The sequence below is a fragment of the Citrobacter sp. RHBSTW-00887 genome (genome assembly GCF_013728095.1).
In the GTDB taxonomy this organism is placed as follows: Bacteria; Pseudomonadota; Gammaproteobacteria; order Enterobacterales; family Enterobacteriaceae; genus Citrobacter; species Citrobacter braakii.
This window is the reverse complement of record NZ_CP056267.1, coordinates 1,569,922-1,582,634: the sequence shown is the minus strand read 5'-3', so window position 1 is coordinate 1,582,634 and position 12,713 is coordinate 1,569,922. Positions and strand designations below refer to the sequence as shown.

Sequence of the window (12,713 nt, the reverse complement as noted above, 5' to 3'; positions counted from 1 at the left end):
CTTATCGACCGGTTGGCGTGCCGATAGCTGCACTGATCGGTGCCGCTTTGCTTTGGGTGAATGGCGACCACGTTCCGCCGCCCATCTGGTACGCTCCATATGCCTGAAGAGGTGCCGTCAGCAATGTAGTGAATGCGCCCATATTCCCCTGCTTGCGTGCTGAGCTGGCCTGAGCTTTGTAGTTTTCTGCCTGAACCTGATAGCCATACGCTTCACGCTGAGCGTTATTGACCGTTGTCAGCGCATCCAGTGCACCAAACTGAGCCGTATCACCAAAGATATCCAGCGCTACACCAGTGGATAGATCTGCACCTGTAGCCCCCATGGTTGCCGCCTGGGTACCGGCGGCCTGACGATTGCGACGTCGAACCTCATCAGCCTGAGCATTTCCACGGTTGATAGAATCCTGTGCCTGTGCCGTGGCCACTTCTGCATTTTGCTCGGCAACAGCAGACGAATACTTACCTTGCTGGTACTGGTTGTATGCTGAAACGCCACTTAAAGCGACACTGGCGCCAGCGAGAGCGATAGCCGGGCTGCACATTATTTTCTCTCCATGTGGAAACGGTGAAACGGTAGGTTATTAATGCCGTATGGCTGAGCTTCGTCGATGGTGAATCCCAGCCAGTGAAGCCAAATGCGCGCAGTGTGGTTACGTGCATCAACATAATTTTCAAGATACGGGTAAACAGTAAGCATTGCATTGACCACTTTCCCACAGCGGCGAAGGAAGGTGCGCTGGTATTTCTCCAGTGCGTCAGTGCCCACCAGCCATGGAATTCCGCTGCCGCCGATCATCGATGCTGGTGCTACTCCAAAGACAGTCACCACTTCACCGTTAATCAATCCGGCACAGCAAAATGTTGACGTGCGCAGACCAGTTTCTAGCACGCGGCGCGGACTCCATCCATTGGCTGCCAGAAACTCGTCAATATCTGCCTGACGAACAAGTGGAATAATTGCTTCGATATGCTCTGCGGTAGCGGGTACGATCTGAGCGTTAATCATCAGAAGTCACCGACAGTAAGGCGAGGCAATACAGCAAGAACAGAAAGCGGAAGCGGGTCGAGTTGGCGAACCTTAACACGTCCGTTTTTATTCCAGTTGCTGTCGAGTTTTACTTCAACCTTGCCGGTAGAGTCATCAACAGGATCGTCGTAGAACTCAAATTCCCGCTGCGGATATTCATACCAGGTTCCACCCGGAGTTGTTGCCCATATGCCTCGGCTTGCGTTGACCACCATCGTTACAGTAGGAATGACCTGCTTTTTATCCAGCAGCGTTTCCTGCCCGTTGATATTGATATCCAGAGTTTCGAATTCAGCAGTAATAGGAAGACCGATGTGCACAACTGCGCCGGGTGATTCCAGCGTGACAGAGCCACCGGTTACTGTTTTCTGTGGTTCAACGCTGGCATCTGACAGAATGTTTACCGTCTGCCCTTCGAGGTGCGACAGGCCACCGAACGTTTGGCGAGCCATTTGCCAGTTAGTTGTGGCCACATTGCGAAGTATCGCCGGAACGTTGCGATTGAATCGTACGGTAACCGCGGTATTACTGGTTACGGAGATGATATCGCCTCGCAATTCCATGGATACAGGTTCGTTAGTTTCTGGATCCGTGACGGTATATGGGAACTGGATCTGTGCGCCAACATCCGTACCGACGAAGTAAGCCCCACCACTCACAGTAACCGGGTAATCAACCTGATAGCTCCAGTCACCGCTTCCACCGCTGATGGTCATTGTGCGTGATGATGTATTTCGCCCGTCGTAGCTCAGACCGCAGTCGACAAAGAACGCGTCCTCATCATTGGTGAAAAGGCGACTGGACAGGCGTTCGATGTAACGTTTTGTCTGTCCGTTGATGGTACGGTTAACCACGAAGTAAACAGCATCCTCGCTGCCTTCACTGATGGAGCAGGTGCTTTCGTACCTACCGGCGCTTGATTGTGGCGCCCATGCAAAAACCTGCTGGTCGCGCAGATAGGTCAACACCAGCAATTTACCGTCATCACGAATGCAGAACGCGCTGCTGTACGGCACGATGCAGAAGGACCAGTCAACAATGCTGTGTTTCTGGAAAAGGTGGTTTGCCAGTATCGTCAGGTCCGTCCCCTGGTACCCGTCAACATCGAAGGAATACGCCAGATCTCGCACAACGCTGCCTTTCTCCTGGATGAACAACGCAATGTTAGCCACTGCGATAGGTGGTACGTTACTGGATCCGTTATTCCCCTGAGAGCTGAACGAGAACGCTGACGGCGTGAGAACCTTATTCTGGTCCCCGGATATCGTATATTCCCCGCCGGAAGTCAGCGCAACCAGATTACCAACGTCAATCAGGTGACGGATCTCATTCACCTGCCGCCCGGCGTAAGTGTAGATAATGCGATCATCATCCTGAATCGGGTTGTTCTTGCCGAAGTCCTTATAATCGCCGGTGCGACTCGCCCATATGGTTTGTGGGTACGCGGTAGACGCGGCAAAGTACAGGCGCTGCTGGTAGTAAACAACAGTGCTCGGGTAGCCGTTAACGCTGTTCCACGCGTATTTCGCCCACTTATAGCTTGCGTTAGTGGAGCCAACTACCTGAGACGGAATGAACGACACCACATCGGCAGTTGCTGTCAGGCCATCGCCAGCCACTGCTGTGATTCTGGCAATGCCGAAACCGCTGTGCAGGTACTCCCACTGGATCCCGGTATCATCTGAACCAGTACCGCCCCAGCCATCCCACGACATACCTTCAGTGTGGGATGGTCGAAGTGTCCCTGTCTTGCCAGCAGTATTGGCACGGTAGTAGTTACTGTCTGCACGACGCACATCGTTGATTGCTGTGGTCTTGCTGGTTTCCCATACCGGTACGGAATCAATAGCAGGCTGCTCGAGATAGAACAATTTTCCGACCTGCTCAGCACCGAAGATGGCAGAACTTGCCGTCAACGTAATGGTTCCTGTGCTGGCGCTGGCGTATACCTTCACTGTCTCGTCAACGTTGATATCTTCGAATGGTCCGTTTTTGGTGGTGACATCGACGATCTGCCAGTTGTCGTGTGCGTAACGGCGCAGTTCTTTCGGCGGGTATGCAGGATGTACCAGCGTCAGAACGTCAGCGCTCTGCGTGAATTTTATGCGGAACAGGTCGGTATCAGCATACGGCATTGCCAGCTCATAAATCACATTGCTGGTCGTCAGAACATAAGCGCCGTCTTTAATGACGCGCATATAGTTATGACCGAACTCAAGCGCGTAGGTCTGGACGGTCGAGAACTGAAACGGGATTAACCGGCACTTGCGATCAGGATATTTAGCTGGGCCAACAAAGCGTGTACCGGGTCTGTTCTCGACACCGCCATACTGACGAACAATGAAGTTATCGCACTTGCGAAGCGCCACCTGATACTTCGACATATCAATGCGGCCGTACAGTGACGGACCAATTTCACCACCGGCAAAGCTCGGTTGAATCCAGCTAAAAGCCATTATGACAACCTCTCTGCTGTGAACTCATCTACCGGCGGTTGTGGCTCCTGTGATTCGTTCTGGCTGTGGGAACCAGCACTAATGATCACACGGTTGTACATCGTCAGTGCGTTGTTACCGAGATCTGCGCTACCTGTCAGCGCCATATTGATGGCTGCAGCCAGACGCCATGAAAGCGCCTCCATGAAAATGGCGTCATACATATTGACGTCAGTAACCCGCGCTACGTATTTCAACCACGCTTTCGGCTGATCGGTGTAAATGAGCTTACCTGTCAGATCCTCATTTGAACCGACAACATATTCAATGCGCTGAGCGGCGGTAGGATTGCGTAGTCCGGTCGGCATTATCTCGGTTATGCGCACGCAATCAGATGGATACTGGTAAGCGTATTGCCAGTCAGGAGGTGGATTATTGGTATCAGCCAGCGCAACGCGCTTGGTAGCAAAGTTCCAGTCGAAATCAGCCAGAGCAGCATCGCGGCAAGCATCATAATGCAGGGAGCATTGCCCGGCTTCTTTGCTGGCTTCGTTAAGACTGTTAATGCTGCGGCTGTTGCCGATATTGCTCAGCGCGCGGTTGCAGATCTCGATAACGGAGGCCATTAATCATCCTCCCCGCCATAGAGAGTTTGCGCTGCTGATTTAGGTTGCTCACCGGATACTGGGCTGAGTGCCATATCAGTGATCTGGAGACTGGCGTTATGCTGCATTCCATCTTCCGTTTCGCGGGTAGACGTTGAGCGAATAGTTGCCTTTGCGGTGATCATTACTTCAGTGCCAGCGGATTGAGGCGTTGCCTTGAGCTTGGCGAGCGTCTCGTTGTTCAACTCAATGCAAAGGCCCCACGGATAATCATCACGAGTCTGGGTTTTGCCATCCTCATCCTGATAGGTGTCGGTGCCGGTTTTGAGGTTTACCAGATCCATAACGGACTCCTGCAAGAAGGGGGCCGAAGCCCCCTGTTTGATTAGCGAGGCTTAGACGCCCAGTTCTTTACGCTTATCTGCGATCTTCTCGCGGAGCGTTTCGGCTTTAGCGTTGTGATGCGGTTTCTCGTTGAAGAGAAACTCATACTCTTCGCGGAGTTTATCCAGACCATCATCAGCGCTGTCCGCATCGTTCAGCGGCTCCCGCTCAGCAACGACAGCAGTTGGTTCACCTTTGTGCTTTGCCTTAGCCTTTGCGGCACGTGCAGCATCGTTCAGCGGCTCCCGCTCAGCAACGACAGCAGTTGGTTCACCTTTGTGCTTTGCCTTAGCCTTTGCGGCACGTGCAGCATCGTTCAGCGGCTCCAGCGCCGTTCCCGGCTCACCGTCGTACTCAACTTCAGAACCTTCAGGCCATAGGTTGTTATGAATATGTGATAAACGCAGGACGCGGTATCTTGCTTTTTCACCTGACATCGCTATCCCCTTAGCCAGTCACTTTTGAACGAGTCGGGTAGTACGGGCTGTTGTTATCAACATCCAGGTTAATACCCGAGGTAAATGCGCCAGCCGTCAGCGGGCCAGTACCTACCGTGTAGTTCACGCGCAGATAGCGCTGAACCCCAGCCGGAACCTTCGCAGAGAACAGGCGCTTTCCAGCTGTCAACGCAGCCAGTGCCAGAGCGCCGCTGTCGTAGATAGTGGTCCAGGTGGAATTGTCCGGGCTGGTCTGTAACTGAACGTTCAGGGTCGCAGCACCGGCAGCGGTAGCCGTAGTGTCAACGGTTGCCCAGAACTCCAGCGGATAACCAACGCCGATATCGCGGCGGGTGCCGTCGATAGGACCAAGGTCAATCACATCCGTAGAAGCAGCAGAAGCTGTAACCGCCTGCTTCTCGGAGAACATCAACAGTTTGTCGAGGATCATTTTCTTTCTCCATTCATGGGCCGGTTAGGGCCCATCAGTTAATAACAGGCGTTAAACAACGCGCGCTTCTGTTTCCAGAATCGCATCGGTTTCACGGATTGGGATGCCACGGAAAGTGGTCCACCATTCGCCCTCAGTCTCTTTGACGGACAGAGCCAGAGAAGCTTTATCCAGAGATTGCAGATCGAGCGCCTGAGCAACGGTGCGGTTCATGTAGAAAGCCGCGCGCCCCATCTTCAGGTTAGGAACGCGGTGCAGCGCTTTAACCATCTGGGTGACGATGTTTGCAGCAGAAGCTGGAACAGACAGATCGCTCACATCGATATTGGCGATGCGAACAACGTAGCGCCAGTCACGCAGTGTCAGGCCGTTATCCCACTTGTAGTGAGTTCGGTAACCCTGATATTGACCACCAGCAGAATCGCGCAGAGTCTGCTCACCGAGGTCTTGCATCTGCAGGCCGGCTTTCTGGCCTTTAGGGAAAATACCGTGAACAGTGTTTTCACCCCACACAACCAGCCAGATAGAAGTGTTATCAGTGCCGGTTCCGCCAGCGTCGATAATGTTCTGCCCGTTACCTGCTGATTTACTGGAATAACGGGATGCCAGCCCCATAAACTGCTGCGGATTAACGCTGGTATCACCATAGAACAGGGTCTGAGCCATCTTCTGGTTCATTGCCTCAAGGAATGCACGATCTTCAGACAGACGGAATTCAGCGGTGTTACCGTTCAGATCTGCCAGAGACTTATCGATTTCTGCATAAGTTTCCAGCATGCCCATCGTATCAGTAACCTGAGCAGTAGTACTTTTGCTGTTCGGTACGCCATAGTTCAGCAGACGCCACGTCGCATCAGGAAGGCCAGTGCGTACAGTGGTTTTATGACCAGTTGGAGAGTTACTCTCCATGATCATCATGTCCAGGAGAATTGGGTTTGTCTGGGAAAGCAGTTCGATAATCTTATCGACTTTCCCGTCTGGATCGATGCGCTTACCCCAGTCTGCCAGCGTCAGCGCAGTTAAGCCTTTAACAGCCATGGTTATTTCCTCTCTTATTTGCCATAGAGCACTTCGGCAGCACTACGCTGACCGCTTTCTTTCCCGGTTACCATGCCGTCTTCTGACATGGCCTTACCGACTTTGACGAAGGCCTTCACCAGTTCAGGGTGATTACCCAGGCCAGTGCCTTCCAGATATTCTTTCAGTTCAGGCGTACCGAACTGAGCAAGAGCACGCTGTGCAGCGCTCAGGTTACCGGTGAGCTTATCTCCGCCGATCTCCTTGTCTGCCTTAACGTCAGCAGCCCACTGCTCGGTGGTTTTCTGCCATGCTTCAACCTGTTGCTGCTGGACCATTGGCATGATCTTGGTGCCGTACAGGTCGACCATCTTCTGCGCCTGCTCATTGGTGAGGTTCAGTTCACGGGCGATCGGTTCGAACTGTTCCAGAGCAGCAGCATCAAGCTCCTGACCTTCAGATGGTTTGAACTCGTATTTCTCCGGCGCGCCTTCCTGCTTCTGCTCTTTTTCTTCGCCTGGCTTTTTCTCTTCTGGCTTATCAACATCAGCAGGTTTTTCTTCCTGAGGCTTGTCGCCTTCAGCACCAGGTTGTGGCTTATCGCCTTCTGGTTTAGCCGGATCTCCAGCGGGTGCCGGATTATCACCAGTTGATGCTGCGGGTTCAGATGCAGCAGGAGCTGCGCCACCATCAGCAGGTTGCTCATTGCAAAGACGGCGATGCAGCAAACGTTCAAATAAATTCATGGTCACTCCTGTTCACTGGCCTCTGCGGCCATCTTCAGATACTGATCGGGGCAGTGCGTCATGACGCGCTGAAACAGAACCAGAGCCAGGTTGCGCTGCCCTTCGTTGAATGCTGTGATGTGCGGGTCTACGTTGAAGCAGGCTCCGAACACCTGACCTTTCTCAAGCAGTGACCAGATCACGCGTCGGCCCTGCTCGCTTCCCATAACGAACTGGATGTCGTCGATATCGCGCTGCGCCAGAAGATGCTGTCTAGCGTCAAGCGCTGCTTTACGGCCTTCGTCGTCGATATCCATCATTGCTGCGGTGCTCCTGCTGCATTAGCCATAGCGGTCAATGCGCTCGGGTCAGTTGTCTGCGTTTCGCTGAGAGTCTTGGCTCCCTGCGCTGCGGCCTGTCCCATTGCCAGTGCCTGTGCGGCTTGTGCCTGTTTGGCGCGTTCTTCACGAATACCCTGCACCTGCTCCTGCGGAACGATTACAGTTGGCGATACGCCGGACATTTCGGAGAACGCATCGATAGCCTCATCAACATCGAGCTTGTCGAGTGCTTCAGGTTTGAACTGTGCGAGCTGACCGATGAATCCAACGGTCTGCGAAAGGCTGGTGAGGCCGATAGATTTCTGTGCCTGCGCCATCACGGAGATGTATTCGATACGCAGCGGCATACCCTGCATAACGTCCGGCGGTGGCGGAAGCATGTTCTTGCGCGCCATAATGGAGAACACGCGGTCAATAAGTGGGTTAAGCGCTTCGTCATTCAGGCGCTCCAGCACCGGGCCAAGCATCAACAGCTTCTCTTCCTTCATCTCGATCACCGCTTCCACCGGCATAGAGCGGGTGTTGATGTTCTGCAGCATCATGAAGAGATCTACGAAGTAGGCGCTGTTGATGGTCTGGCGGGTATCCTGAATGTCAGCAAGCAGGTCGGCGGTATTCGGGTTGACCAGGTAAGCAGGTTTGAAACCGTCCTGACCGCTCAACACGTCGAGGTACGTCACATCACCAGGAAGCAGGGAAACACGCTGTGTTTTTAGCGAGGTAGGTGCAACCATCGGCGGGTTAGTGGCCTTATCGATGAGCTGAGCCTTACGCTTCTGCTCAACCTGAAGCGCTTTAACCTGACCGAGTGCCAGCATGCCAGGGCAGGAAGATGCGTAAACGTCTTCGCCGTTAACTTCCCAGCGCGGCGCCAGGATCGGGAATTCATCGAAGCCGGACTCACGCAGCAACTTATCGGAGTCGCCGCCAGTCTCAAAGTACACGGAGCGGAACGGCTTGTTCTTGCTGTCCATCTTCCCGGTGTCGCGATTGATGTTTGGCGTAATGCAGTGGTTAACCTCAATCCACGTTTCATACGTGCCGTTTTGCCACATCCCCCGCACCGATGAGCTGACATTATCCAGCCCAAACTCCTGCACCAGTTGGCGCACGGTCATGGAGAACTGGCGGAAGGATGTATCGACGCTGCCGCGCGGGCTGTTAGCCAGGTAGTAGCTGCCAATCGGGAAAGGCATTGTGCGAATAACGTCCTGGTCATCTTCGAGCACGGCCATAGCGGCGGTACCGAAAGTACCCAGGCTGGTGTACATGACAGGCAATGACTGATACAGGTTCGACTTGTTGAACACTTCGTTCATACGGCGCTGCACGACTTCCAGCCAGACTTTAACCGGTCCGTAATCCATCATGTCAGGGTCTGGTGTTGCCAGTTTGAACCATGGACGGGCAGGGCTGGTGATGCCTGACATCATGCCGCTGGAGAGAATGCGCTGAGCCATTGAGCCGGTAGGATCAACAATCTTAGTGTTACGACGATCATCACGGTTTACATCAGACGTCAGAAAGCGGGAACCGCGCGGATTGATAAAATCGCTCAGGTCACGCCAGTGCGACTCGAACGATGTGCGCTCACTCTTCAACTGTGCGAGTTGCTTCAGCAGACGCTCTTTTTCGGTTTCCGCCATCTCTGCCTACTCCGTTACTGACCGAGCAGCGTTTTACCGCTGGTGTTTGCGGTTGAGGTGTCGCCCTGTGCACCAGTCAGCAGAGTGGAACTGCGGCCAGCGGCTGCACGGCGGCGGCGCTCTTCGTCGTCACGAGAGCTGACAACTGCTGCATCCTGCTCCTGTGGCGCGGCCTGTACTTCTGGTGCTGCTGGCACTGATGGCTTGCTGCCGATACACATAGCAATAGCTCCGTACGTAATTAAATTATTACCAATTTAACCACATATGATTTATTTAGCGTAGGCTATTGACACTTACAACATCAGATATTACCTTTTAGGTAATTGATGTCGATGTAACGCAGTGGTTGTACGGCATATGGCACATGTGCCGCAGCGGTCCGGATGGGTTCCATTGATGCTACTTCCCCAGCCGGGTAGCCGGAATGTGCAAGCCAGTGTTAGGTAAGCACGGACATGACGACTCACCATCGTGGCGATACGGTGTGAAACCTCGGAAGAGACGAGGATATCAGCCATTCACGTTAAGCATCTAGCCGGGTGCTTAGCGGGACTGGAAGAGTTACCACTTGGAGACGGTCCTTTTAAATGTCCTGGACAGTGGCGCTGACGACGGAGCGATAACCGAAGGTCGCATGCCCGACTGAAGGCATTGACTACCCGGAAAGATGGGGAGCATGAAAGGCTAAAGAGGCGGCTCTTTCATGGTGATCCCGCCTAGTTGGTGAAAAGCCGTTATGCGGCTTCATTCCAGCCACGCTGGCTGTAAGGTCAGCACACAACAGGTAAGGGCATTGACTACACCAGATAAATCTTCGGATGTAATGGTAAAACCATGCAGTGCTCTTTCCGTTGTGGTGAATGCGCAGGCTGATGCGCAGCGAAGCGGAAGTAGCGTGGTAATTATCGGCAGAACCGAATCCACATACCGGAGATCAGCACCGGCCACCACAACCCAATCACGCCTTAGGACCGTGATGAAGCGCCCATAATAACGATGCTGTGTAGCTATTGGCGGTGGCAGTTTCCCTTGATGCTGACCACCGTCACTTTTACAGCAGAACGCCATTGCGATGACGTTGCGCTGTAAACCCGTAACTGCCATGGAAGGCACCCTTGCTTCCAGTTCGCCCACTCCGGTGGGCATTTTTTTAAGGTGAAAATCATGGTATCAACCGCATCTCCAGCACCATCCTGCATGGCTATCGAGCAGGAAATTCAGGACAAAGGATCATCAGCTATTGAGTACCTTGAGTCTTTAATTTCTCATGATACTTATGCGAGGATGGTTATTGCAGCGCTCAGGAATGGTGCGATTACTGAACAACAGGCCATCGTTCAGTACATGAATATTCAGAAACAAAGAGCAGATCATTACGAAAGTGAGCTAATTAAGACTATCCAAAGAACGCCATCTGTTCCGACAGTTTTTAAGCCGTGACATGTCACAATCAGCCCGCCGATGCGCGTGCTTTTTCATGCATAGGGATCGTACTCAGTAAGTGCCTTGCCCTGCTGGCTTTGCTGTCCTGGTATATTCATGCGTTTCGACACCGGGAAAGCAAACGTCAGCAGCAGCGCGTCACCCTTGCCAGGAGAACGGCCTAACCGCTCTTTGATGTCATCCTTCGGTTCAATGACTATCTTGCCGTCCACCCTGACTTTGTACTCCGCCGCAGACAGGTCATCAGCCGTCTCCTGATCATCCAGCGCACCACCAATTTTCAGCCACGTTTTGCAACTGTTGAACATCTCGCCGCGCTTATTGAGCATCTGGGGATCGGTGGAACCTCCGCTGAACGATATCAGTTGCCAGGAACGGCCCCAGCCGTCACCGATGGACTTCAGCCCGGTACCGTAACCGAAATCAATGAATACAGCGTCAGCCTGGTACTGGTCCTCAAAGTCGGCGATACGCTTCGCCATAATCAGATCATCGGTTGTCTTGCTGCCTGTCCAGAGCACTTTGCTGTGCAGCCCTTGCCGCAGGTATATCACCGCGTCATCCACTCCGGAATACGCCGGGTCGACACCGATAATCACCGGAGCGTGCGCGACCTGCCCAGCGGTAACTACGCGCTTCATTGCCTCGTCGGTGAGGCCAGTCGGGATAAACTGGAGTTCAGACGCATCAGGGAAGATCCCGCGTACACGGACCTTCACGAAATCGCTTTCCTCGCCGTAGTCCTCAATCCACTTATCGAGCTGAGCCTTGTTCGTGCCTTCCACGGTGCGGCTGTCAATCTGTGCGCACTTCCAGCGGTGCTTATACTTGCGGAAGCACTCGCGGAAGCGCCCGGTGTTTCGCGTCGGGTTACCGAATGCCACCCAAATAATCTCGGTATCTTCATCCGTCAGCGCACCCTCGGCAACTTCCCACACCAGATCGGCAATGTTTGAGGCTTCGTCGAATACGACGATGATGCGCTTACGCTCGTTGTGAAGCCCTGCGAACGCCTCGGTGTTGTGCTCAGACCATGGGATAGCATCAGCGCGCCAGCGTTTGTCATGACCGGGATCGTTGCTGTACATCGCCGTAGCGGTGCAGGTGAACCACTCCTTAGTGATAGCCAGGTTCGACCATTTGATGATTTCCGGCCACGTTTTTGTGCGTAACTGGTTGTCGGTGTTGGCGGTCACCACTACCTTGCAGTCTTCACAGGTCGACATGCCCCAGTTAATCAGCATCGAGATGAACGCAGATTTACCGATGCCATGACCGGATGCGCGGGCCAGCATTATCGGCTGGTGACGGGTAGCGGGGTTCTGGAGGTGATCGCGTATCTCGCGGAATGCGTCGGCCTGCCATTTTCGGGGACCGGTGGCATGCGCCAGCTCTGTACCATCCTCGCCCCACGGGAACGCATACAGCGAATAGCCCAGCGGGTCATACGTGAAGGAGGCAATATCCTCGACGAGTTGCTCTTCCGGCGACATGGCTGCTGCTGTCATTCTTCACCACCAGCCTGAGCCTGTACCCTCTTACGGGCTTTTGCCATCTTCTCAGCAATGGTCATCTTGACGTCGATTTCCAGACGTTCTCTGAACGCATTTACATCGACGTGCTTACCGATAAGCTCCAGGTTCTTCACCTTGTCAGGCCATTTGATTTTTTTGAGGATTGTCTCTATCGAGGTCTCATCCATGTTCATGATGGTCGATGACAGGTCGAAACCGCTCAGTGTGGTGCGCCATATCTTCGGCCATTCGCGGATCGGTTTAAGGCTGCCGTCGTCGTTCAGGATATCCAGCACATCCATCTGGTCGATTTCCACCAGGCGAAGCAGCACGTAATCAGCACTGACGCGCAGGCGCTTGTTACGTTCCTCCATCAGCTCGGCGATCCGTTTCTGGATGCGCTCATCACGCATCATGACACTGGCTTTGACCGCTGCCGTATTAGGTGAGAATCCTGCGTTAATCGCTGCCTGAGTCTGATTCTCAGGGCATTTGGTATATTCCTGCGCGTAAGCCTCCTGCATCGCTGTAAGTGGCTTGTACTGCGTTGATTTGCGTTTTGGTGCTTTTGGTTCTGCTGGCATTGTTACCACCGAAGTAATAATTACCATTTTGGTAATAGTAACACGCAAAACAAAGCCGCCATAGTCGGCGGCCGTTGCAATTTATTGTCGATATCGTGA

General features: G+C 53.4%; 16 protein-coding genes. 1 reads left to right on the top strand and 15 read right to left on the bottom strand.

What is annotated here, in order from left to right:
- Position 1 precedes the first annotated feature (1 nt).
- From HV314_RS07500 to HV314_RS07440, 13 genes are all read right to left on the bottom strand, one after another.
- Positions 2-544, bottom strand: a complete 543-nt coding sequence (locus HV314_RS07500) for a virion core protein, T7 gp14 family (RefSeq protein WP_057520420.1) — start codon at positions 542-544, stop codon at positions 2-4.
- On the bottom strand, positions 544-1,008 hold the full coding sequence (locus HV314_RS07495) for a hypothetical protein (protein WP_181547756.1): 465 nt from the start codon (positions 1,006-1,008) through the stop codon (positions 544-546). Before HV314_RS07495 ends, HV314_RS07500 begins: the two co-directional genes overlap by 1 nt.
- Positions 1,008-3,485, bottom strand: a complete 2,478-nt coding sequence (locus tag HV314_RS07490) for a hypothetical protein (protein WP_181547747.1) — start codon at positions 3,483-3,485, stop codon at positions 1,008-1,010. The genes HV314_RS07495 and HV314_RS07490 overlap by 1 nt, the downstream gene beginning before the upstream one ends.
- The gene (locus tag HV314_RS07485) at positions 3,485-4,090 is read right to left on the bottom strand and encodes a hypothetical protein (RefSeq protein WP_181547745.1); all 606 of its coding nucleotides are present in this window, start codon (positions 4,088-4,090) and stop codon (positions 3,485-3,487) included. Before HV314_RS07485 ends, HV314_RS07490 begins: the two co-directional genes overlap by 1 nt.
- On the bottom strand, positions 4,090-4,413 hold the full coding sequence (gene gp10 / locus HV314_RS07480) for a capsid staple protein (RefSeq protein WP_003037867.1): 324 nt from the start codon (positions 4,411-4,413) through the stop codon (positions 4,090-4,092). Before gp10 ends, HV314_RS07485 begins: the two co-directional genes overlap by 1 nt.
- Positions 4,414-4,464: 51 nt before the next feature.
- Complete coding sequence (locus HV314_RS07475; protein ID WP_181547743.1) at positions 4,465-4,890, bottom strand: hypothetical protein; 426 nt, start codon at positions 4,888-4,890, stop codon at positions 4,465-4,467.
- Positions 4,891-4,900: 10 nt separating this feature from the next.
- On the bottom strand, positions 4,901-5,341 hold the full coding sequence (locus tag HV314_RS07470; protein ID WP_080160427.1) for a Bbp16 family capsid cement protein: 441 nt from the start codon (positions 5,339-5,341) through the stop codon (positions 4,901-4,903).
- A 51-nt stretch (positions 5,342-5,392) separates the two neighbouring features.
- Positions 5,393-6,379, bottom strand: a complete 987-nt coding sequence (locus tag HV314_RS07465) for a major capsid protein (protein WP_181547741.1) — start codon at positions 6,377-6,379, stop codon at positions 5,393-5,395.
- A 14-nt stretch (positions 6,380-6,393) separates the two neighbouring features.
- Positions 6,394-7,104, bottom strand: coding sequence for a peptidase (locus HV314_RS07460; protein WP_181547739.1), 711 nt, complete (start codon positions 7,102-7,104; stop codon positions 6,394-6,396).
- A gap of 2 nt (positions 7,105-7,106) precedes the next feature.
- On the bottom strand, positions 7,107-7,403 hold the full coding sequence (locus tag HV314_RS07455) for a Bbp19 family protein (RefSeq protein ID WP_181547737.1): 297 nt from the start codon (positions 7,401-7,403) through the stop codon (positions 7,107-7,109).
- The gene (locus HV314_RS07450; RefSeq protein WP_181547735.1) at positions 7,400-9,070 is read right to left on the bottom strand and encodes a portal protein; all 1,671 of its coding nucleotides are present in this window, start codon (positions 9,068-9,070) and stop codon (positions 7,400-7,402) included. The genes HV314_RS07455 and HV314_RS07450 overlap by 4 nt, the downstream gene beginning before the upstream one ends.
- Before the next feature lie 14 nt (positions 9,071-9,084).
- Positions 9,085-9,291 carry a hypothetical protein gene (locus HV314_RS07445; protein WP_000334867.1) on the bottom strand — a complete coding sequence of 69 codons (207 nt, stop codon included), beginning with the start codon at positions 9,289-9,291 and terminating at the stop codon, positions 9,085-9,087.
- 526 nt (positions 9,292-9,817) lie between these two features.
- The gene (locus HV314_RS07440; RefSeq protein ID WP_181547733.1) at positions 9,818-10,177 is read right to left on the bottom strand and encodes a hypothetical protein; all 360 of its coding nucleotides are present in this window, start codon (positions 10,175-10,177) and stop codon (positions 9,818-9,820) included.
- A 60-nt stretch (positions 10,178-10,237) separates the two neighbouring features.
- Here HV314_RS07440 and HV314_RS07435 point away from each other — a divergent pair, with 60 nt between their 5' ends.
- Complete coding sequence (locus tag HV314_RS07435; protein ID WP_181547731.1) at positions 10,238-10,513, top strand: hypothetical protein; 276 nt, start codon at positions 10,238-10,240, stop codon at positions 10,511-10,513.
- 35 nt (positions 10,514-10,548) lie between these two features.
- On the opposite strand, the gene HV314_RS07430 is transcribed toward HV314_RS07435, so the two are convergent.
- A complete protein-coding gene (locus HV314_RS07430) occupies positions 10,549-12,024 on the bottom strand; it encodes a terminase (protein ID WP_181547729.1) in 1,476 nt (491 codons plus the stop codon).
- Positions 12,021-12,695, bottom strand: a complete 675-nt coding sequence (locus HV314_RS07425) for a terminase small subunit (RefSeq protein WP_181548093.1) — start codon at positions 12,693-12,695, stop codon at positions 12,021-12,023. The genes HV314_RS07430 and HV314_RS07425 overlap by 4 nt, the downstream gene beginning before the upstream one ends.
- Positions 12,696-12,713: the final 18 nt, after the last annotated feature.